Source organism: Rugamonas sp. DEMB1 (assembly GCF_029834475.1).
GTDB lineage: Bacteria > Pseudomonadota > Gammaproteobacteria > Burkholderiales > Burkholderiaceae_D > Rugamonas > Rugamonas rubra.
On record NZ_CP122407.1, the window covers coordinates 3,418,924 to 3,439,484 of the forward strand.

The following is a 20,561-nucleotide window of genomic DNA, read 5'->3' on the forward strand; positions in this document are numbered from 1 at the left end:
GTCTTTCGGAAATGGCGTATGTGTTGGCGAACTGGTTGTCGTGCCGGGCTAGCTATTTGGGGCCTTGCCGCGTTTGGGCGGCTTCTTGTCCGGCGGCGGCGCTTGCGGTGCCGGGGATGCGTACTTCGCAGACGCCGCCGCTGGAACTGACGGCGACGCGGGCGGCGTCGCGGCCGTTCGCGCAGGGTCTGGAGCAGGAGCCAACGTGGGCGCCGGGGCCGGTGCGGGCACCGCCTCGTTTTCCACCTCGGGCGTTGGCGCCACCGGGCGGCGCGGCTGCTGGCCCAGTGCCGTGCTGCCGAGGCGTACAGGATTGAGGTCGCTGCCGTCGTCGCAGTCGTGCAGCGTGGCGCCCGGGTAGATGTTGCGCAGCTTGGCCAGCAGCGCCAGCAGGATGCGCAGCCGGTAGGACACCTCGACATAGGCCGCGTAACGGTCGCCCAGCAGCGCCTGCACCAGCGCCGCCGTGCCGGCCTTGAAGGTCAAGCCGGCGCACAGCTGCACCGGCGTCGGCGCGAACACGCTGAAGTCGGCCGGCTGCTTGCCGGCGGCGATGTTGGTCGTCATCCAGGCGTCGAACTCCAGCCCCCAGGCGACGGTGATGGCGGCGGCGCAGTGGCACAGCGCTTCCTTGGTCGCCGCGTCGGCCACCACGTCCAGCCCGCCGGCCAGAATCGCCTGCACCCGGTCCTGCACGCGCTCCTCGGTCCAGTTGAAGGGCGCGTTGGCGTCCAACCAGGCGCACCAGGCGTTCTCGAAGCGCTCGAACTGCCAGCCATTGAGCACCACCGCGTGGAAGTGCGCCAGCATCAGCGCCTTCACCTTGGCGAACAGCGCCGCATCCAGCACCGTGGTGCAGGAGAAGTCGGCGGGGACCGGCGTGCTCGCGAACAGCGCCTGCAGCGCCGCGTCCAGCGCGTCCGGCTGCCAGTAATCCAAGGTCTTGTCGGCGTACCAGGTGTTGAACACGGCCGAGAAACCGGCGTACAAGGCCTCGGCGCAGGCGCAGGCGGCCACACCGCCGGGCCGCTGGCCGTCGCCGGTCAAGCCCTCGGTCTCCAGCAGCAGGGCCACCTCGGCCACCACCGGCTCGCACAGGTTGAGGATGAAGCCGTCGTTGCCGACCCAGCAGATCTTGGCCAGCAGGTGCGCCGGCAGCTCCTGCTGGATGGTGCGGTCGGCAAAGCCGCGCAGCGCCAGATTGTCGTTGAACGGCGCGGTCCAGCCGGGCATGACGAAGCTCAGGCGGAAGGAGTACGGGTCGGCGTCGTCGCAGCTGGTGCAACTGCCCTCGGTGCAGGGGGCGATCAGGCCGTCGCCGGGGAACTTGGGCCGCAGCAGCAAGTGCTCGACCACGATGGCGCGCCGGTTGCTGCTCCACGACAGCAGCTCGTCCATCAAGCCGCGCGCGCCGTCCAGCGTGGCGAAGGCTTCCGGCCCGGCGCCCATCGGCTGGTCGTTCACGTCGCGCACTTTGACGAAGAACTGGTCGCCCTGTTTGACCAGATGATAGGCCTCGGGCTGCGACAGGCGCGAGATCGTGAAGTCGTAGGCCTGCTGCTGCGCGGCTGCCGCGTCGGCCGCCGTGAACGGCACGGCAAAGCTGCCCGCCAAGCAACTGCGGCCCTGCCGGTCCTGTAGCGCGTAGCCGCTGACGGTGGCCGGCGCCGACACGGTCCAGACAAAATTCAGCTCGGGGTAGCCCAGCAGCAGGCTGACACGCAGCTTGATGCCGGCCACATTGTCCGGCGCGCAGGGCTGGCGCGTGTAGTCGAAGGCGCGGGCGCGGTCGCGGCTGATGCGCGGATAGCCGTCGAGGAAGCCGATCTTGTCGTCGATCAGCCGCGCCAGGCCGGTCCGCACGCCGTTGGCGTCGGTCAGCAGCAGCGCGTACTCGGCGAAGCTCTCGCCGAAGCGCGCCAGCAGATGGTCGAGGAAGCGGTTGCGCCGCTCCCGGAACTCGACCGGCGTCTCCGTCATCATGTTCAACTTGGCCGGCGTCAGGCCCTGCACCACCTGGTCGTAGGATTCGATCACGGCGCTGCTGAGCTTGTGCGCGAAGTAGCTGCGCGACTGTCCGGGATCGAGCGAGAACAGGTCCGCCGTGTGCGCCAACTGCGCGCCGGCGTTGGCCAGCAGCTGTTCGAACACCATCAGGTAGGCCTGCAACTGCTTGGCCTGGGCCTGGCGCAGCGGCGCGGCGCTGGCCGACAAGCCGGCCGGACCGATGCCGTAGGTCTGCGGGAAGCCGTACTGCATCGGATAGTAGTTGCCGAGCTGGCGGAAGGTCCCGGACGGCACCGGCAGGTCCAGCGGCGCGTTCTTGATCTTGCCGCGCTCGGCCTCGCCCTGCAGTTGCAGCAGCGTGTCGGCCGCCTCGTCGGCGCGCGGCAGGAAGGGCAATCCGTTCTTGGTGAACAGGAAGCGCGAACGCTTGAAGTACAGGCGCGGCTGGTGCAGCGCGCTCAGATACAACTGCCAGGCGGCGCTGCCCTTGTTGGGGTCGAACACCAGCATGCCGTTGTTGAGGGTGGGGTCGGCGGCGCCCTTGACCAGCTCGCCCTCCTCGTCGTACTTGGACAGCAGCAGGCTGCCCACCGCCACCACGCCGTCGATGTCCATCAGCAGGTTGATGATGTCGGAGCTGCGCAGCACCGTCTTCAGGCCGGCGGCGGCCAACTCGTCCTGCTTGAGGAAGCCGCCCTCGGGCATCGGGCCGTTGAAGATGTCCTCCACCGGCACGCCGGCGTCGAGCATCTCCTGCAGGCTGTAGTGCAGCACCGGCGGGTTGAAGTACCGCTCGATGAGGAACCAGGCCTGCGCCTGCACCAGCTCGATGTCGGCGTCGGCCGCCACCTCCATGTCGGCGCACACCGCCACGTCCTCGATGTGGACGCTGGCGACGCGGCAGTAGTCCTCGTCCAGATTCCGGTACAGCGCCAGCGTGCTCCAGGCGTCGGCCAGCGCCAGCGCCGCCTTGCGCACCTTGGCCCGGTAGCGCGCGATAGCGCCGCCGGAGCCGGCGTCCTGCAGCAGCTCGCGCAGCGCCAGCACGGTGGTCACGCCACGGGTCGGATTGTCGCTGAACAGGTGCAGCGCCACGCTGTCGATGCGCACCTTCACTGCGCCGGCCAGTTCGACCTCGAAGCCCAGGTAGAAAACGCCGTTCCAGTGCTGGCGCAGGTAGCGGTCGCGCCCGTCCTGGTCCAGGCCGGGGTCGCCCATCACGTCGTAGACCTTGGTGGCGCCAAGCGACAGCAGCGTGACCGCCACCGTCGGCCCCGGCGCCAGGAAGGCCAGCCAGTCGGCCGGCCGCGCCAGCTCCCAGTCGGGGAAGCGCAGCTCCAGCGCCAGCGTGTGCGGCTTGGCGTCCGGCCCGCTGACGCCGGCCTTCAGTTCCACCTTGGCGTCGTTCAGGTCGCCGGACTCGGCGTCCGCCTCGAGTTCCAGCAGCACCTCGTACAGGCCTTGGACGTCGACGCGGCTGGCGGGCTTGGCGCCCGGCGCCGGCTTGGCGAAGCTGAACACCTGCTGGCCCAGCTCGCACCAGGCGTAGTACACCACGTCGCAGGCGCACTGCTTGCAGAACACCCAGGCGTTGCGCACCGGCCCCAGGCCGATCAGCAGGCGCCGGAAGTCGTCCGGCGTGACCGGGTTGACGGTGAGGATCTGCCGCGCCGTGAAGAAGGTCTGCAAGGGATACGGCTGCGCCGGATCGGCCGGCGGCGTGGCCGGCATCAGAATGTCCTTGATGTCCCAGCCGTTGCGGTAGGCCAGCTCGGTGAGCATGAAGCACAGCTGTTCAAGGATGGTGATGCCGGGGTCGTGGGCGTTGTAGTCGGTCCAGACGGCGCTCGACATCTGCTCGATGAAGCCGACGCCCTCGCGGCGCAGGCCGAAGAAGTCGGCCGCCGGGGTCAGCTCCGGCTGGGCCGGAATGGTGGTGGGATCGGCGCTCATGATGCCTCACAAGGGCAGTGTTCGGCGGCGCCGGCCAAGGCCAGCGGGTGCAGCACCTCGATGGCGTGGCGCACCGCCGGCACCGACACCAGGATGGAGACAGCCAGCGAACCGCTGACCATGGCCAGGTCGACCGTGCCCGGTCCCGCGTCGGTGTCGTGGAACAGCTTGAAGTCGCTGACGTAGTCGACGTAGGGCCGCTCTTCGACGAAGTTGATCAGCACCGATTTGTAGACCTTGCCGCCGAACGAGGGCGCCGCGCCGCCCGGGAAGGCCCACGGCGACAGGAAACGGGTGATCTCCTCGCGCAGCTGCTTGACGTAGAAGGTCTCGTCGAAGCCGTCGCGCAGGCGCACCTTGAAGTCCAGGCGGACCTCCTCGAACTTGGGATTGCGCACATGGAGTTGGACGAAACAGCCGCTGCGCTGGCGCAGGAAGGCTTCCACCTGCAGCAACAGGTCCAGGCTGGTGTAGGGCCGCAGCGGGTCGCGCAGGTTCTGGAACTGCTGGTTCGGCACCGTGACGACGGTGACGTGGCCGGGCGCCAGCTCGCGGTAGATGCCGCCGGGGCCGGGTGCCGGCTCGTACTGCGTGTGGTTCAGGCACTTGACCTTGTAGATCTGCGGGAAGGCCTCCAACACCAAATGCTCATAGTCCCACAGCGCGATGGCGCGGTCCTTGTGGCGCAAACGCTCGCTGACACGGGTGTGGAAATCGCCGGACGCCTCGGCGCCGCGTCCGCCGAAGCTGGCGAAGGGTTGGCTGAGCTGCTTGACGGCGGCGTCCGGCGCGGCCAGCTTGGTGACCGAGCCGGCCGGCAGCACCGTCGCGGCGAAGGCCGGGTCGTTGCCTTGGTCCGTGAATTGCGCCTCCATCGCCTGCGCCGCCACCATCAGCAGGCGGCAGACGGCGTCCACCTTGGTCGCCACCGCCACGCGTATCCAGTGCATGCCGGGCGCGAGCAGCGTGTTGTCGGCGTTGGCGTCGCGCGGCACGCTGAGCGTGACGATGCCGGAGGCGAGCAGCCCGGCCGTGCCGTCGCCCACCTCGTTGCTGGCGAAGGCGACCCACTCGTTGCGGCGCAAGTAGCTCCACAGTACGTGCTGCGGCGGCTTGGGTGTCTGCGGATCGGCCGTGCCGGCCACCACCTCCATCAGCAGCGCCAGGTTCTGCGGCGGCTTCAGGCCGGCCACGCCGACGTAGAACTCGCCGCCGCTTTCGATGCCCGAGTCGAGGCTGTGGAAGACGAACTGCGGCAGCAGCCAGGTCTTGTGCGCGCCGTTCAACAGCGGATGCTGCTCGGCCTGGCCGAACGGCGCGACGTGGAAGAAGCGGGCCTGGCGCTGCTCGAAGGCGGCGGCGTCGGTGCTGTCGAGGGCGATGGTCTGGCTGGCCGTGTAGTCCATGCTCAGCGCGGCCATCACCGGCGCCACCGGCGGCGCCGGCGCCGGCCCGGGGGTGGGCGTGGGCGGCAGGCGCAGGTAGGCGAGCAGCGCCGCCTGGTAGAGGGCTAGTCCGAGATCTGTCCCCATGCGCAGGCGCAGATAGCCCTGGCGCGACTCGTTGCCGTAGAACTCGGGCGGCGACAGGTCGGGCGCCTCGCGCACCGTCAGGTTCAGGCCTGCGGTCAGGGGCAGCGAGTCGACACCGAGCGAAATCCCCGCCATCAAGGCGAGCTGCCATTGTCCGGCGACCAGATAGTCGACGTCGAAGGTCGGCGCGGGACTCGTCGTATAGGCGACGGCCTTGGTTTGCCAGTCGAACTGCACGGTGGCCGAGTCCAGCCTTTTCTGGAACACCTCGCGCGCGCCGATCAGCAGCTTGCTGCCGACGGCCGGCAGAGCGCCGAACGGCTGGAACGGTTTGGAGGTGTCGACCGGGCCGAAGTCGTTCGACACGCTGAGCGTCTTCAGGCCGCTCACCTCGACCGTCAGCTGGCACTGGCGCAGCACCACGTCCTGCAGGCGGGCGTAGGGGTAGTCGGCGTCGGGCCGCTGGCGCAGCAGCACCTGCAGCACCGGCAGCTGCACGCCGAAGCGGGCGCCGTGCACCTTTTCCTGGTAGGCGACGATGGCCGGGTCGGCGCCGCCCAGGTGCAGGCTCAGATGCAGCACGCCGCCGTCCATGTGCCAAGCCTCCGGCGCCTTTTCCAGCCAGCCGGCGGCGGTGCTGAGCAGGCAGAGCGCGTCGGCCTTCAACTCGCCGGCCGGCCCCGGTCCCGCCAAAGTCAGGCGCAGGTCGATGCTGCGCTCGCCCTCGGCCAACAGCAGGTAGTGCGAGGCGACGGCGAAGCCGAGCGTGGCGGCCGGCATGCGGATCTGCGCCAGCGCGCCGTCGGCGAAGATCTTGTTGTGGAAGGGGTGCCAGGACGGCAGCTCCGGAGTCGGCGCCGCGCCCAGGCCGTCGAGGGAATTGGCCGCCGGCGAGGCGTACAGGCGGCCGGCGTCGTGGCCGCCGTCGGCGACCGGCTCGGCGTCGTGGCGGTACACCGTTTGCATCGCCGCCACGCTGGCCTGGTTGAGCACCGTGTCGCGGCTGAGCGCGAAGAAGGCGTCCTTGCCCTTGGCGTCCTTGCCGGCCTTGAGCAGCGTGCCCTCGGCCATCAAATGGTCCGGCACCGCCTTGGCCAGCTCGCCCAGCAGGTGCGCGTGGGCGGGCCGGGCGCCCTTCTCCCTCAAGCGCAGCACCTCGCGGTAGTAGAAGTCCAAGTGGCGCGCGGTCAGCGTGTTCGACTCCGCGCGCACCCGCTCGTACAGGCGCAGGAAGGCGAGGAACAGGCCGTAGTGCGGTTCGTGGCTGTCGCGTGCGGTGAAGCTGGCCTCCAGCGCCTCGGCCGCCGCGCCCACCGTGCGGGCGTAGACCTTGAGGAAGCGCTCGAAGATCGAGGTGAACAGGTTGTGCGTGGCGATGTGGTTGACGCGGGCGAACAGCGTGGTGCCGCCGCCGTAGACGCCGGTGTCCGGATACAGCGACAGATTGTTCAGGTTGACCAGGTATTGCGGCCAGGTGGTGGCCGCGTCGTCGGCGATCCAGTCCAGCGACAGCGGCCGGCCGGGCGTCAGCAAGGCCTGCGGCAGCGTGTAGGCGGCGCCGAGGATGTCGAACGACGGCGCCGCCTCGGTCAGGTACGGGCCGGCCGGCGGCGGCGAGGCGGCCAGCAGGCCGTCGCGGTGGTACAACAGCAGCGACTTGAGGGCCGGCGCCAACTGGCGGCGGACCAGGTTTTGCAGCTGCGCCTTCAAGGGCAGCTCGGCCGGCAGCCTGCGCCAGTTGGTCCAGCTGGGCCGCCAGGGTGGCGGCGCTGCCGAACAGCTGGCCCAGGTTCAGGCGCAGGCCGGCCAGGTCGGCGTCGTTGTCGAGCTTGTCGAGGAAGTCGAAGTTGGCCTTGATGTTGGCCTTGTAGAAGTCGACGTCCTGCACCGACGCCACCGCCAGTTGCACCGAAACGTCGCTGCTGAAGAAGGGCTGCCAGTCGCCGGCGTCCAGGTTCTTCTCGTTGAAGAAGCGCAGATAGGCCGAGTAGGCGCGGGCGAAGATCATCCGGTGCGCCGGGCCGTGCTGGTCCACCGGCGCGAACTCGGGCGCCAGCGCCGCCAGTTGGCGCTGCGCCTGGCTCAGGCCCTCGCGCACCAGCTTGTGCGGATCGATGTTGTGCGTGCAGTCGATTTGCGGCATCCGGGCACCCGCGCTATGGCAAGAGGTTCACCGTGGTGGTGAGGTTGATGTCGGTGCCTTCCAGTTTGTAGAACGGGAAGACGAAGTTGAAGCGCGAGTTGGTGGCCTTGACGGTGTACACCACCTCGATCAGGATCAGCCCCTCCAACTCCCGGCTGTCGTCCAGCCGCACCGTCTCGATCTCGATGCGCGGCTCGAAGTAGAGGATGGCGGTCTGCACCTTGTCGGCCATCAGCGTCTTCATGCGCGTGTCCAGGCTCTCGAACACCAGCTCGTCGAGGTTGCAGCCGTACTGCGGCAGCATGGTGCGCTCGCCCAGCGCGGTGGTCAGCAGGATCTCCAGGCTGGAGGCGATGTCGGCCTCGTCCTCCAGCATGTCGACGCCGCCGCGCTGGCGCTTTGAAGGTGGGCGGGAAGCTCCAGCCACGGCCCAGGTATTCGCGGCGCATGCTCAGCCTCCGATCAACACGTTGGGCGCGCCGGGGCCGACCACCGCGCCACCGCCGCCGGTCAGGTCGGCCAGGCGGGCCGCCGGCATGCCGCCGATCAGCACCGTCATCGAGCCCTTGACGATGGCGTCGGCGCCGCAGCTGTCGCCCACCCGCGCCGCCGGCAGGCCGCCGATCAGCACCGTCGGCGCCCCCGGTGGAATGATGGGCACCGGCGCGCCGAAGGTGGCCGTGCTGACGATCATGTCGCTTACCCGCGCTGCTGGCAGCATGCTGCCCTCCCCTGTCCGCTCTTTACTCAGTTAATCTGCACCATCCCGCCCTGCACCACCACCGTCGCGCTGCCCTTCAGCGTGGTGCTGGCGCCGGACACTTCGGCGCTGGACGTGCCGGCCGCCTTGAAGCCGGCGCTCGCCTTCAGCTCGACGTTGACGCCGTCCAGCTTGATGTCCTTGGCCGCCTTCAGCGTCAAGTCCTTGCTGCTCTCGATCTTGATGCCGCTGTCGTCCAGCGTGATCTTGTTGCCGTTCTGGTCCTCCAGCACGATGCCCTTGGCGTCCTCCGACAGGGTGATGCGGTTGCCGGCCGGCGTCTCCAGCATTGCGCTCTTCTTGTCGTCGTCGAACAGCAGGCGCAGCTTGGCGCGGCTGACGTAGCCCTTCTTGTCGTTCTTGTCGGCGATCGGCTCGGGCGCCGCCTTGGCGCTGCTGTGGCACATGCCCAGCACCACCGGGTGGCGCGGGTCGCTGTCGAGGAAGCCGACCACCACCTCGTCGCCCACCTCGGGGCGGAAGAAGGTGCCGCGCTCCTTGCCGGCGTCCAGGCAGGCGATGCGGCTCCACACGCCGTCGGTCGAGTTGTCGGCGAACGGCAGGCGCACGGCGATGCGCTCCTCGTGCGCCGGGTCGCCCTCCAACGCGCTGACCACGCCGATCTGCAAACCGTTCACGGCCGGCAGCAGGCCGGACGCCGGCAGCGGCCGCAGATTGGCCGCCGCCGCGAACTGCTGCGCGGCCAGGCCGAACTGCACGTCCGTCTCCCAATTGCCGCCGACGACGCTGTGGCGCACGCCGGACACGTACAACTTGCCCTCGAAGCGCCGGCCGACACCTTTTAGCTCCATCACGTCGCCCGGCTTGAGCGCCGCCAGACCCTGGCAGCGGGCGCGCCCGCGCACCTTGGCCAGGCGTTCGCGCTGCAGCTGGGCGTCGGCCCAGGCCTGCAACTCGCCCTGCCCCAGTTGGCCGCCGTGGCGCAGCAGCAGGGCTTTGCCGGCCGCCACCTTGGCCAGGTCGGCCGGCTGCAGGTTGCCGCTGGAGCCGGCCTGGCCCTCGCTGGCCTCGGCCACCAGCAGCTTCTGGTCGGCCGCGCTCCAGCTGGTCGCGTGCACCGCCTTGCTCTGGCAGCGCGCGTCGATCTCCGCGTCCAGCTCGATCAGGCTGGCGCCGAAGGCCACGCTGAGCGCCGCCGCCGCGCTGGTGGCCGGCTTCATCACCTTGAGCTTGCCGTCGTCGACCAGCACCACCATGCCGTTGGCCTCGGCCCGGCACAGCACGAAGTCCCAGTCGGTGGCCTGGTACTGCACCAGCTCCTCCAGCGCCGCGCCGGTCGACTCGACGTCGTGCTGCAGGCCGGAGGCGCCGACCAGTTGTTCGATGATCTCGCTGTCGGTCTTGGCCTGGAAGTGGCGGGTGGCCGGCTCGGTGCTCATCTTCACCGCCGCGTCGCGGCAGTCGATCAACAACTGGCTGGAGTTCTTGCGCACGCGCAGGCTGTGCTTGACGATCACGCCCTTGAACACGGTGTCGTTCTTGGCCTGGTAGCCCAGCTTGATCTCGATCTGTTTGCCGGGGACGAATTGCTCGGCCTCGCTGGCCTGGAAGGTGGACTGCGCCGCGTCGCCGTCGCGCAGCTCGATCAGCGCCGTCGGGATGCGGTTCAACTCGCGCCCCACCTCCAGCGCCAGCACGTGGAACTGGCCCGACACGTCCTTGCCCTCGACCAGCACGGCGAAGGTGCAGACGTCGGCCGAGGCGCTGCCCGGCGTGGCGGCGCCGTCGTTCATGGCGTGCCCCCGGTCTTGCGCAGCGGCGGGAACAGCAGCTGCTGGCCCGGCACCAGGGCGCGGAAGTCGGCCAGGCCGTTGACACGCGCCACGTCGAGGTAGTGGCGCGCGTCGCCATACACGGCGAAGCACATCAGCGGCAGCTTGTCGCCGCCGCGCACGGTGCGGATGTGGGTCAGGTCGGGCGAGCGGCGGTCCTCCTTGGCGATGCGCTTCTGCTCCTCGATGCTGCCCTTGAACTTGGCGCGCGCCATGGCGCGGATCGGCTGGCCGTCCGGGTTGAACAGCTTGTAGGTGATGCCCAGCTCGATGGCGCGGCCCTTGAAGATCAGGTTGCCCCAGATGAGCTTGAGGTGGAAGGGCTCGTGCGAGTCCGGCCGGTACTCGGTGAGCAGCTTGCGGAAGGCGTCGACCTGGTCGAACACGCCGTCCTTGCTCGGTTTGCCGTCGATGATGCCGGTGCTGTCGAACAGGAACTCGAAGCTGAGCTCCTCCGGCATGGTGTAGGCGAACTTCTGCTGCGCCCCGCTGCTGCCCTGGCCTTGGCCCTCGGCCGTCTTGACCTTGTATTCGAGGGTGTAGGTTTCCGGGTTGATCAAGGCCTCGAAGCGGCCCTTGGCGTCCAGCTTGCCGCCGTTCTCGGCCGCGCTGGCCGTGTCGAAGGCCAGGATCAGCATCTTCTCGAGTTTGCCCAGGGTGGCCATCAGCGCTCCATTTTGTTTTGCAGGATGCGCAGCACCTGCTCGACGCACTCGGCCACCAGGGCCTGCTGCGCCTGTTCGCCGGCGCCGTCGGCCGCGCCGGGCGGCTGGGCGGCCGCGCCGGCGCCCGCGCCGGGGCCGCCGCCGGTGACGGCGACCTTGATGTGCAGCTCCCTGATCTCTATCGGCATCTCGCTCTTCCCCGGCGCCGCGCGCCATCCCCTGCGTTGCGCCGCGCCGCCGCTACTGGATGGTGAAGTAGCGGTAGGACAGCTCCATACTCTCGATGACCACCGTGTTCTCGCCCGAGTTCAGGTCGCTGATCGACCACTTCTTCGGGATCGCCTGGGCGATCTTCCAGCTGCGCAGCGGCTCGCCGTCGGCGTTCATCAGGATCACGTTGACGTCGGTCGGCGCGAACTGGCGCTCGCGGAAGGCGTCGAAGAACCAGGCGATCACCGCCGAATCGGTCAGCATGCCGCGCTTGAGCACCAGGTCGGCGTACTTGGTGCGCACCGGCAGCTTGTGGGTGAAGCGGTTCTCGCCGCCCTCCTTGAACTCCTCCATGTCGTATTCGACGGACAGCCCGGAGACGGTCTGGAAACGCGCGTCGTTCTTGTCCTTGCTGACGCCGAATTCGACCTTGTAGTAGAAGCTCCACGGCGGGTAGTAGTCGTTCATCGCGGCCGCCGGCTCAGATCTTCATCAGCTTCAGACCCTCGTGGGCGATCTCCAGGCTCTCGATGGCGGTCTCGTTGGCGTCCGACTTGAGGTCCGGCGCGCTGATCTTGACCGGGAAGCAGCGCGTCGCCGACCACGCCGCCACCGGCAGGTGCTTCTCGTTGAGCAGGCGGATGGTGACGTCGCGGCGGCCCTCGGAGCGCTCGTTGGCGACGTCGTCGAGCCACTTGTTGTAGTCGAAGTCGGCCTCGAACTTGCCGCGCTTGAGCGTGATGTTGGCGTTCTTGACCATGCCCGGCATGGCGATCTTGTTGAAGTCCTTGCTGTCGCTGTGGCGGTACTCGATCTTTTCGCGCTCCATCACTAGGCCGGTGACCTCGGTGAAGCTGATCTTGGCGCCGCCCCAGTCGACCTGGAAGTGGAAGCGCGGGATGGGATAGTCTTGTGCCATGACCTACTCCTTGTCGTAAGGTGGAAAAACGCCCCGGCTCAGGACTGCGCCAGTTTGTGCGAGAAGCGCAGGATGATGAACTCGGCCGGCCGCACCGCCGCCAGGCCGACCTCGACGATCATGCGGCCGTCGAGGATGTCCTGCGCCGTCATCGTCTTGCCCAGGCCGACGGCGACGAAGAAGGCGTGCTCCGGCTTGGCGCCCTGCAGCGCGCCCTGGCGCCACTGCACGGTGAGGAAGTTCTCGATCATGGCCTGCACCTTGACCCAGGTGTTGGCGTCGTTCGGCTCGAAGACGAAGCCGCCGCAGGCCTTGTTGACCGACTCCTCGATGAAGATGAACAGGCGCCGCACGTTGACGTAGCGCCACTCGGCGTCGTTGCCGGCCAGGGTGCGCGCGCCCCACACCAGGGTGCCCTTGCCGGTGAAGGGGCGGATCGCGTTGACCGACTTGCCGGCCACCGAATCGTCGTTGATGGTCTCCTGGTCGCGGTTGGTGAACTCGATGCTGGGCTTGACCACCGCCGCCACGCTGACGTTGGCCGGCGCCTTCCAGACGCCGCGGTCGGCGTCGACGGCGGCGTAGATGCCGGCCATGGTCGAACTGGGCGGCAGGGTGCACGGCAGGTCGCGGATGGCCGCCTTGGCGCTCTCGTAGATCAGGCTGTTGCCGGTGGCCAGGGTGTTGAGCATGGCGCTGCCCGGCACGCCGGCGATGAAATAGGTGACCGCCGTGGTGGTCTCGTCGACGACGAAGTCGAGCACGGTGTCCAGATTGGGCGCGTAGGCGGCGCCATACTTGAGGTTGTTGATGCCGATGCCGCTGCTGCGGAAGGTGGCGACGATGGTCAGGATGTTGGCGCCCGGATCGCCCGGCGACAGGGCGTCGCCATGCACGTCCATGATGACGAAGCGGTCCTTGAGCAGGTTGCACTGGGCCAGCGCGGCCTCCTCTATCGTCTTGAAGTCGGCGATGCTCAGCGCCTGCGCCTCGGGGAAGACGATCAGGGTCGGTTCGTCGGCCTTCTCCAACGCGGCCAGGCCGGCCTCCAGGTCGGCCAGCAGCAGCGCCGAGGGCGTCTTGTACAGGCCCACCGAGACGATGTAGCAGGGGCCGCCGCCGTTGGCGAAGAACATTTGCAGCGCGTAGTACATGATGTGCTTGGAGCGGTCGGCCGCCGCCAGCGAGGCGCTGAACTTCTGCCCGGTCACGTTGCCGGCGCCGTCCTTGAGCTCGACGCCGGCCACCTTCATCGCCGTCTCCAGCTGCGGCTTGCCGAAGTGCTGCTCGTACTCGACCATCGAGGTGATGCGGAATGGCTTGTTGACGGGCACGTCGACCGAGGTTTCGGTGTAGCCGATAAAGGCCGGGATCGCCGTCTCCACCGCCGAGATGATGGGCGGAAATTTCGGGATTTCCTCGATATACACGCCGGGAGTCTTGTAGACCTGTGCCATTTCTTCACCTCTTTCAGAAAGGAATTGGGCTTATCGGATGAACGTTGGACTGGGTTTCGACGATAAGTTTTGCTTCGCTTTGCAGCGCCTGGAATTTCAAATCCAACATGCGCATCAAATACAGCACAAAGGGGTATTGCTTGCCGCCCAACGTACCCCACATGTGGTTCACCTCCTCCATCGCCGGCGAATAGAGGTCGAATATCAATTTGAATTGGGCCAGGCGGTCGAGTGGATTGATCGGCGCGTTGGCGGTGATCGATGCCGGGTCGACACTGATTTCCGTGAAGGTATTATTCAATTGGAAGAAGCGTATGGCGCGCGACAACATCAAGGTCGCGCCGGTATAACTGGTGTGGGTGGCGACAATAAGAATCTGGAAATTCAAAAACACCGGCGGATTCTCGTACAGGGCCCGTTGATTAATCTCGTCGCGGGTGAAATTGGGCAGGTTTTTCAGCGATTTCTCTTCCCGGATATTGACGAGCTGCATATTCAACACCTCGCGCGACACCCCGCTGCCGCTGGCGCTGGCCTTGAAGCCCTCGGCGATGTTGCCCAGCTCCACCATCGGCGTGGCGACCGGGCCGTACGCCAACAAATGCCGGTTCAACTCGTTGACGATAATGGTCAAGGCGTGCGATATCATTGCAATTCCTATTGGAAGCAGTGAACTCGATCGGGAATATCGGATAGTTTTTATTGGCGAACAAACCCCCGCCGATTGCCGACGCGGGCCGACCACGGCGAGCCCTGAAATAGACGGACTCAAGCGTTGTCGATGCGTCCAAGTTACAACGGAATGTTTATCACGTCAAGAAAAAAACCACGCCAAATCGCGCCTGTTTGCGCAAACCATTTGCCGGCTGTTTCCATCTGCAACTGAGGAGAAATTCAATTTCTAAAATCCAATTTCCTCTGTTTAATTCCAGTTGCGGAAAAGAATAAATAGATAGGGAAAGGATTATTACCGCAACATAAGAGGAATTGTTATTCCGCTATGCGGCGAGGGGGACGGGGAGAATAGACCCGGCGGCGCGCGGCCGCCGGGCTGGTGTTGCGGTATCGAGTGTTGCGCAGGCGGATTACTTCTCGGCGAAGGCGCGTTCGATGACGAAGTCGCCCGGGGTCGAGGTGTTGCCTTCCTTGAAGCCGCGCTCTTCGAACATCTCCTTCAGTTCCTTGAGCATCGAGGCGCTGCCGCAGATCATCATGCGGTCGACGGCCGGGTCCAGCGGTGGCACACCGAGGTCCTCGAACAGCTTGCCGCTGGCCATCAGGTCGGTGATGCGGCCGGTGTTGCGGTAGGCTTCGCGGGTGACGGTCGGGTAGTAGCGCAACTTGCTGGTGACCATGTCGCCGAGGAACTCGTGGTTCGGCAAGTGCTCGACCAGCAGGTCGTGGTAGGCCAGCTCGTCGACTTGACGCACGCCGTGGACCAGGATGATCTGGTCGAACTTTTCATACACTTCCGGGTCGCGCACGATGCTCATGAACGGCGCCAGGCCGGTGCCGGTCGACAGCAGGTACAGGCGCTTGCCCGGCAGCAGGTAGTCGGCCACCAGGGTGCCGGTCGGCTTGCGGCCGACGATGACGGTGTCGCCCACCTTGATGTGCTGCAGGCGCGAGGTCAGCGGACCTTCCGGCACCTTGATGCTCAGAAATTCCAGATGGTCTTCGTAGTTGGCGCTGACGATGGAATAGGCGCGCAGCAGCGGCTTGCCGTCGACACGCAGGCCGATCATCGTAAAGTGGCCGTTGGAGAACCGCAACGCCGGATCGCGCGTCGTGGTGAAAGAGAACAAACGGTCGGTCCAGTGGTGAACGCTTAAGACGCGCTCCTCATTCATATTACTCACGGTGTGGTCGTCATAAGAATTTTAGAAGGCGTAAGCATACCAGACCTGCCGTCCGCAGCATAGCCGGCGCGGGGCAAACCATGCTGGTCGCAAGGGTTTTAGGGGGATGAGGGCAGGCGGAACTTGCACATATTTCTCGCCGGCATTTAGTTTCTTGAGCTCGATCAAGAACGCCGTGCCGACTGCATTCGTCGCCCCACGCCCACAACGATGCCGACCAAGCAAGGTTTCACCCCTTTACTTCTTGACTATGGATTAGAATCACCTGCTTTCAAAGCGCGGCGCGCAGACGATGCGTTGACCTAAAAACCTGCAAACAATCCAGGGGACACGATGGTAGATGGTAAGAACGAACTCAAACGGGGCTTGAAAAGCCGCCACATCCAGCTCATTGCGCTGGGCGGGGCGATCGGCACGGGCCTGTTCCTGGGCATCGCGCAGACGATCAAGATGGCCGGCCCCTCGGTGCTGCTGGGCTACGCGCTGGCCGGCGTGATCGCCTTCCTGATCATGCGCCAACTCGGCGAGATGGTGGTCGACGAGCCGGTCGCCGGCTCGTTCAGCTACTTCGCCGACAAGTATTGCGGCCACCTGGCCGGCTTCATGTCGGGCTGGAACTACTGGGTGCTGTACGTGCTCGTCAGCATGGCCGAGCTGTCGGCCGTCGGCATCTACGTGCAGTACTGGTGGCCGGCGATTCCCTCGTGGGCGTCGGCGCTGGGCTTCTTCGTCGTCATCAACGCCATCAGCCTGTGCAACGTCAAGGCCTTCGGCGAGATGGAATTCTGGTTCGCCATCATCAAGGTGGTGGCCATCGTCGGCATGATCGGTTTCGGCGCCTACCTGCTGCTGTCCGGCGAGGCCGGGCCGCAGGCCAGCGTCGCCAACCTGTGGCGGCACGGCGGCTTCTTCCCCAACGGCTTCGGCGGCCTGGTGATGGCGATGGCCGTCATCATGTTCTCCTTCGGCGGGCTGGAGCTGGTCGGCATCACCGCCGCCGAGGCGGACGACCCGTCCAAAACCATTCCCAGCGCCACCAACCAGGCGATCTACCGCATTTTGATCTTCTACATCGGCGCGCTGGGCATCCTGCTGTCCTTGTATCCGTGGCAAAACGTGGTCACCGGCGGCAGCCCCTTCGTGCTGATCTTCCACGCATTGAACAGCAACATGGTCGCCAACGTGCTCAACGTGGTGGTGTTGACGGCCGCGCTGTCGGTCTACAACAGCTGCGTCTATTGCAACACGCGCATGCTGTACGGCCTGGCCATGCAGGGCAACGCGCCGCGTTCCCTGCTCAAGGTCAACGGCCGCGGCGTGCCGCTGACGGCGCTGGCGGTGTCGGCCACCGCCACCGGCATCTGCGTGCTGGTCAACTATTTCATGCCGGGCAAGGCGTTTGAAATGCTGATGGGCCTGGTGGTGTCCGCCCTGATCATCAACTGGGCGATGATCAGCTGGATCCACCTGCGCTTCCGCGCCGCCAAGCGCGCCGCCGGCCAGAGCACGGCCTTCCGCAGCCTGGGCTATCCGCTGACCAACTACCTGTGCCTGGCCTTCCTGGCCGGCATCCTGGTGGTGATGTTCCTGACGCCGGACCTGCGCCTGTCGGTCTACCTGATCCCGGCCTGGCTGGGCCTGCTGGGCGTCGGCTACTGGGTGCGCCAGCGCAAGGGAGGCGGCTCGGCCGCGCCGCTGGCCGGTTCGCAACGCTAGACCACCGCCCCTCCGTACGGAGGGGTTTTGCTTTATGGCTACGATGAAACTTAAAATCAAAATAGGGGCGAGCATGAGTGATTCGGATAAAAAAGCGCCCTACCTCGAGGCGAGGGATGCGCTGGCGGCACTGATCGCCCAGGCCGCCCACGAGGGCGGGACGGCCCCCTTGCAGCTCGCCGCCGCTGTGCTGGAAGAAGCCTTCAACACACTGCAGGCCACCATCCTGGGCAACGGCCTGGACGAGGAGGCATTGTCCTCGTCCTTCATGACTTCGTTGGCGAGCGCCGGGCGCTTCTGGTCGACCTGCTGGATATGGGAACAACAGAAACCTGCCGATATTTGCTGGATTCACTACAACAAGACAAGCGAGTCGCGCATTGGCGCCGACTTCGCCCTGCTGGTCGCCACGCCCGGCACCCACACCGAACCGCCGGGCTTTCGGATGATCGTGATCCAGGCCAAGTTGCAGAAGCCGGACGAGGTCAATCGCCTCTCCATCGAGCAAGCACCGGCCTGGGGTGCAAAGCTGGCGGACGGGCAGCGCAATCCCAAGGCCGAGGCGGCCGAGCAAGCCCTCCGTAGTTTGCTCGACGATGCCAACGCTCGCTCGATAGATGTCGAACAGGATCATTTCCAGTTGAGTAAGCTGATTGAACTGCGCAACCGTTTTCGCGAACTCAACAAGGCGCAAGACCTGCCCGAGCCAGATATCTTGTACGCGATCTGGCCGGCCGGCCGCAGCGAGCCGCTCTACCGCAAGTTGGCGGATGCGATTGCCGACATCCAGTCCCATGAATTAAAGAAAGAGCCAGACGCTTCGGCCTGCCAGCGGCGCAAAATCACACAATCAATTGACATCAAGTACGAGGACAGGCTGAGGCATTGGTTGCTGAACGTCGCCTGCGGTGGCGGCGACAGTGACGATGGCAGCGGTGGCGTATCCATGGGCGCGACCGAGGCGAAGACGGCCTTCGACGCCGTCAAGGCGCTATGCTCGGCGACGATCATCCTGGACCTGAGCGGCACCGGTCTGGGCTTGGCCCTACTAAACGAGATAGGACTGGCACCGGCGCCGGCGCTGGAGCCGGTCATCCCGGCCGCGCAGGATGACCGTCCAACGTTGAACATGTAGCGCCGCCGCGCCGCCGGTCATCGTCAGTTGCCTACCCGGCCAGGCAGCCCGCGCGGAGGCGGTTGACGTTGCTGCGGCTGTGCTGCGGCGTGGGCGGCCCACGGTGCGACAGCAGCGCCGGGACGATGGGCGCCGGTTCGCCAGCCGACAAGGTGGGCATCTCCATCAGAACTGGAAACGCGCGCCGGCGGAGATGTAACGGCCCACCACGTCATACACGCTGGGATTGGTCGGGTACATCAGGTTGAACGAGCCATACACCGGCAGCAGCGGCGGCTGCTTGTTGAACAGATTGTTCACCGTGGCGAACAGCTGCACACCGCGCCTGCCGGGCAGTTGGTAGTTCAAGGTCGCGTCCACATAACGGATCGACGGCACCGAATTGTCGGCCAGCGCGGGATTGAAGTACTCGGTCGCCGCCTGGAACTTGGCGCGGCCGACGTGGCGTAACTGTAGATACACGCCGAGCGGGCCGTTGCGGTAGTCGGCGCTGAGGGTGGCGGTCAGGCGCGGGTTGTTCGAGGTGCCGACCACGCCGGCATACTCCAGCGGAGCGCTGCCCGGCGAGGTGGTGGTGTAGGCGTCCAGATAGGTGGCGAAGGCGCGCAGCGTCAGTTCGCCGTTCAGCGCCGGCCACAGCTTCGACGCCTTGGCACGGTAGCTCAACTCGACGTCGTAACCGGAGGTCTTCAGCGAGGATAGGTTCCGCTGCGGCATCAGCACGCGGATCAGTCCCGTGCGCGCCGCCGGATTGGTCCAAATCAGATTGGCGCACTGCTCCGCCACGCCGGCCGCGCACTTGTTGATGGTCTCCTGCGGGGTCAGCGCGCCGATCACGCCGCCCAGGTCGATGCTGAAATGGTCGAGCGCCAGCGACAGGCCGGACACGAAGGACGGCTGATACACCAGGCCGTAGGTGACGGTGTTGGCCTTTTCCGGCCGCAGGTCGGGATTGCCCAACTGGCTGACAACGGCATTGGCGGCGACGTTGTTGATCGTGTCGCGCACCGTCGCCTGGCCCTGCACCGAGCCGGAGAACAGCTCGGAGACGTTGGGCGCGCGGATGTCGCGCGACTTGGCGGCGCGCAGGCGCAGCTCGTTCACCGGCGCCCAGGTCAGGCCGATCTTATTGGTGGCGACGCCGCCGCTGGTGCTGTAGTCGGCATAGCGCAGCGCGGCGTTGACGTTCAACTCCTTGGCGAAGGCGCGCTCGGCCAGCAGCGGCGCGTCCACTTCGACAAAGCCCTCGCGGATCTGGTAGCTGCCGCCCAGTGGCTGCGGGTTGGTCAACTGCCAGCCGCCGGCGCCCCCCAGCACCGCCGACGGCACCTGGCGCAGGCCGGTCGGCGCCACCGGCGTCACCGAGGTGGCGTCGGTGGTCTGCGCCACCGACTCCTTGCGGCACTCCACGCCGCTGGCGACGCGCACGTCGCCGGCAGGCAGTTCGAACGGCGCGCCGCGCACGGTCAAGGCGGCGACGTCCTGCTTGAGCGTGGCGGTGTACGTGGAAACGCCCTGGACGTAGGCGGTGGCGGCGGCCGACGGTGCGCCGGCGCCGAACAAGTTGAGCGGCGCGCAGCCCGGATACAGGCCGGGATGGGTCAGGGCGACGCGGCAGACAGGCGCGCCGCCGACGGGATCGGACACCACGTCGGTGGCGGCGAAGAAGCGGGCGTAGTTCAGGTTGTTCTCGGTGTTGATGGTCTGGCGGTTCTTGCCGTGCTCCCAGTAGCCGTCCACCTTCCAGTTGTTCGGCGCGCGCCAGCGGAAGCCGGTGACGAAGTTGCTGGTCCGGTTGGTGGCGTCGGCCGTGCTGGTCGGCATATCCTGGTCGAAGCGGCCGATCTGGAAGCCGGGCTGCTTGTTCGCCAGCATGGTCGCCTGCAAGGCCGCCGGAATGAAGGGATTGCCGAGCATGAAGGTCGGCGAGTTGTAGCCGGGCAGCTGGAAGTTGGAGGTTTGCGGGTAGCGGTTGTTGACGCCGCCGAGCGAGCCCTCGGCGAACACCGTCAGGTCGGCGCCCAGGTCGTACTCGACGTGGGTGAAGGCGCTGTGCGACTTGACGCCGGCGATCAGGTTGGTTTGGCCGGTCAAGCACGTCGCCGCCGACCTGCACGCCGTCGACGATGCTGCCGGGGCTGAACGGGCGCACCGTGCCGGCCGGGCCGAACTGGCTTGTGCCCATGCCGATGCCGGCGCCGCCGAACAGCAGGCCGCCCGGGCTGAGCACGGTGTTGTGGTAGTTGGTGACCAGGATGCTTTGGGCGGGATTGGCCGGATCGGGCAGCACCACGCCAGCGCGCGCGCCGAAGGGCCGCGACAAGGTGCTGTCGACGCCGTCGGCGCGGTAGTAGGCGGCGCTGGCGACGACGCGGCCACGGCCGCCGTTGAAGTCGCTGCCGCCGGTCAGGG

At 66.7% G+C, this 20,561-nt stretch carries 16 protein-coding genes; 3 read left to right on the top strand and 13 right to left on the bottom strand.

The genetic code is table 11. The features are described from left to right. Positions 1–48: 48 nt before the first annotated feature. Positions 49–3,960, bottom strand: coding sequence for a hypothetical protein (locus QC826_RS15445; RefSeq protein ID WP_279761405.1), 3,912 nt, complete (start codon positions 3,958–3,960; stop codon positions 49–51). Further along, positions 3,957–7,202: a baseplate J/gp47 family protein gene (locus tag QC826_RS15450; protein ID WP_279761407.1), complete on the bottom strand. Its 3,246-nt coding sequence runs from the start codon at positions 7,200–7,202 to the stop codon at positions 3,957–3,959. Before QC826_RS15450 ends, QC826_RS15445 begins: the two co-directional genes overlap by 4 nt. Positions 7,203–7,230: 28 nt before the next feature. Between QC826_RS15450 and QC826_RS15455 the strand changes: the two genes are divergently transcribed. Continuing rightward, the gene (locus QC826_RS15455) at positions 7,231–7,677 is read left to right on the top strand and encodes a hypothetical protein (protein ID WP_279761409.1); all 447 of its coding nucleotides are present in this window, start codon (positions 7,231–7,233) and stop codon (positions 7,675–7,677) included. Here QC826_RS15455 and QC826_RS15460 read toward each other — a convergent pair. From QC826_RS15460 to QC826_RS15505, 10 genes are all read right to left on the bottom strand, one after another. Next, positions 7,649–8,062: a GPW/gp25 family protein gene (locus QC826_RS15460; RefSeq protein ID WP_279761411.1), complete on the bottom strand. Its 414-nt coding sequence runs from the start codon at positions 8,060–8,062 to the stop codon at positions 7,649–7,651. The two genes, QC826_RS15455 and QC826_RS15460, sit on opposite strands and share 29 nt — an antisense overlap. A 24-nt stretch (positions 8,063–8,086) precedes the next feature. Continuing rightward, on the bottom strand, positions 8,087–8,356 hold the full coding sequence (locus tag QC826_RS15465) for a PAAR domain-containing protein (RefSeq protein ID WP_093383335.1): 270 nt from the start codon (positions 8,354–8,356) through the stop codon (positions 8,087–8,089). Positions 8,357–8,382: 26 nt separating this feature from the next. Next, a complete protein-coding gene (vgrG, locus tag QC826_RS15470) occupies positions 8,383–10,149 on the bottom strand; it encodes a type VI secretion system tip protein VgrG (RefSeq protein WP_279761416.1) in 1,767 nt (588 codons plus the stop codon). Further along, positions 10,146–10,853, bottom strand: a complete 708-nt coding sequence (locus tag QC826_RS15475; RefSeq protein WP_279761417.1) for a CIS tube protein — start codon at positions 10,851–10,853, stop codon at positions 10,146–10,148. Before QC826_RS15475 ends, vgrG begins: the two co-directional genes overlap by 4 nt. Then, positions 10,853–11,041, bottom strand: coding sequence for a DUF5908 family protein (locus QC826_RS15480; RefSeq protein ID WP_279761419.1), 189 nt, complete (start codon positions 11,039–11,041; stop codon positions 10,853–10,855). Before QC826_RS15480 ends, QC826_RS15475 begins: the two co-directional genes overlap by 1 nt. Before the next feature lie 52 nt (positions 11,042–11,093). Then, positions 11,094–11,531, bottom strand: coding sequence for a phage tail protein (locus tag QC826_RS15485; RefSeq protein WP_279761421.1), 438 nt, complete (start codon positions 11,529–11,531; stop codon positions 11,094–11,096). Between the two features lie 13 nt (positions 11,532–11,544). Continuing rightward, complete coding sequence (locus tag QC826_RS15490) at positions 11,545–11,982, bottom strand: phage tail protein (protein ID WP_099418620.1); 438 nt, start codon at positions 11,980–11,982, stop codon at positions 11,545–11,547. 38 nt (positions 11,983–12,020) lie between these two features. Beyond that, positions 12,021–13,439: a phage tail sheath family protein gene (locus tag QC826_RS15495; RefSeq protein ID WP_279761426.1), complete on the bottom strand. Its 1,419-nt coding sequence runs from the start codon at positions 13,437–13,439 to the stop codon at positions 12,021–12,023. Positions 13,440–13,452: 13 nt separating this feature from the next. Continuing rightward, positions 13,453–14,088, bottom strand: a complete 636-nt coding sequence (locus QC826_RS15500) for a DUF4255 domain-containing protein (RefSeq protein WP_279761428.1) — start codon at positions 14,086–14,088, stop codon at positions 13,453–13,455. A 436-nt stretch (positions 14,089–14,524) separates the two neighbouring features. Beyond that, positions 14,525–15,298: a ferredoxin--NADP reductase gene (locus tag QC826_RS15505; protein ID WP_279761430.1), complete on the bottom strand. Its 774-nt coding sequence runs from the start codon at positions 15,296–15,298 to the stop codon at positions 14,525–14,527. 333 nt (positions 15,299–15,631) lie between these two features. Between QC826_RS15505 and QC826_RS15510 the strand changes: the two genes are divergently transcribed. Both QC826_RS15510 and QC826_RS15515 read left to right on the top strand, forming a co-directional pair. Beyond that, positions 15,632–17,014, top strand: a complete 1,383-nt coding sequence (locus QC826_RS15510; protein WP_279761432.1) for an amino acid permease — start codon at positions 15,632–15,634, stop codon at positions 17,012–17,014. A 43-nt stretch (positions 17,015–17,057) separates the two neighbouring features. Beyond that, the gene (locus tag QC826_RS15515; RefSeq protein ID WP_279761434.1) at positions 17,058–18,149 is read left to right on the top strand and encodes a hypothetical protein; all 1,092 of its coding nucleotides are present in this window, start codon (positions 17,058–17,060) and stop codon (positions 18,147–18,149) included. Between the two features lie 165 nt (positions 18,150–18,314). On the opposite strand, the gene QC826_RS15520 is transcribed toward QC826_RS15515, so the two are convergent. Continuing rightward, positions 18,315–20,243: a TonB-dependent receptor domain-containing protein gene (locus tag QC826_RS15520; protein WP_279761436.1), complete on the bottom strand. Its 1,929-nt coding sequence runs from the start codon at positions 20,241–20,243 to the stop codon at positions 18,315–18,317. Between the last annotated feature and the right edge of the window lie 318 nt (positions 20,244–20,561).

What these genes read in the sequence shown, in the direction of transcription:
- QC826_RS15445 (WP_279761405.1), bottom strand. Translation starts at nt 3,960, where the DNA reads ATGAGCGCCGATCCCACCACCATTCCGGCCCAGCCGGAGCTGACCCCG.
- QC826_RS15465 (WP_093383335.1), bottom strand. Translation starts at nt 8,356, where the DNA reads ATGCTGCCAGCAGCGCGGGTAAGCGACATGATCGTCAGCACGGCCACC.
- vgrG (WP_279761416.1), bottom strand. Translation starts at nt 10,149, where the DNA reads ATGAACGACGGCGCCGCCACGCCGGGCAGCGCCTCGGCCGACGTCTGC.
- QC826_RS15475 (WP_279761417.1), bottom strand. Translation starts at nt 10,853, where the DNA reads ATGGCCACCCTGGGCAAACTCGAGAAGATGCTGATCCTGGCCTTCGAC.
- QC826_RS15480 (WP_279761419.1), bottom strand. Translation starts at nt 11,041, where the DNA reads ATGCCGATAGAGATCAGGGAGCTGCACATCAAGGTCGCCGTCACCGGC.
- QC826_RS15485 (WP_279761421.1), bottom strand. Translation starts at nt 11,531, where the DNA reads ATGAACGACTACTACCCGCCGTGGAGCTTCTACTACAAGGTCGAATTC.
- QC826_RS15490 (WP_099418620.1), bottom strand. Translation starts at nt 11,982, where the DNA reads ATGGCACAAGACTATCCCATCCCGCGCTTCCACTTCCAGGTCGACTGG.
- QC826_RS15495 (WP_279761426.1), bottom strand. Translation starts at nt 13,439, where the DNA reads ATGGCACAGGTCTACAAGACTCCCGGCGTGTATATCGAGGAAATCCCG.
- QC826_RS15500 (WP_279761428.1), bottom strand. Translation starts at nt 14,088, where the DNA reads ATGATATCGCACGCCTTGACCATTATCGTCAACGAGTTGAACCGGCAT.
- QC826_RS15510 (WP_279761432.1), top strand. Translation starts at nt 15,632, where the DNA reads ATGGTAGATGGTAAGAACGAACTCAAACGGGGCTTGAAAAGCCGCCAC.
- QC826_RS15515 (WP_279761434.1), top strand. Translation starts at nt 17,058, where the DNA reads ATGAAACTTAAAATCAAAATAGGGGCGAGCATGAGTGATTCGGATAAA.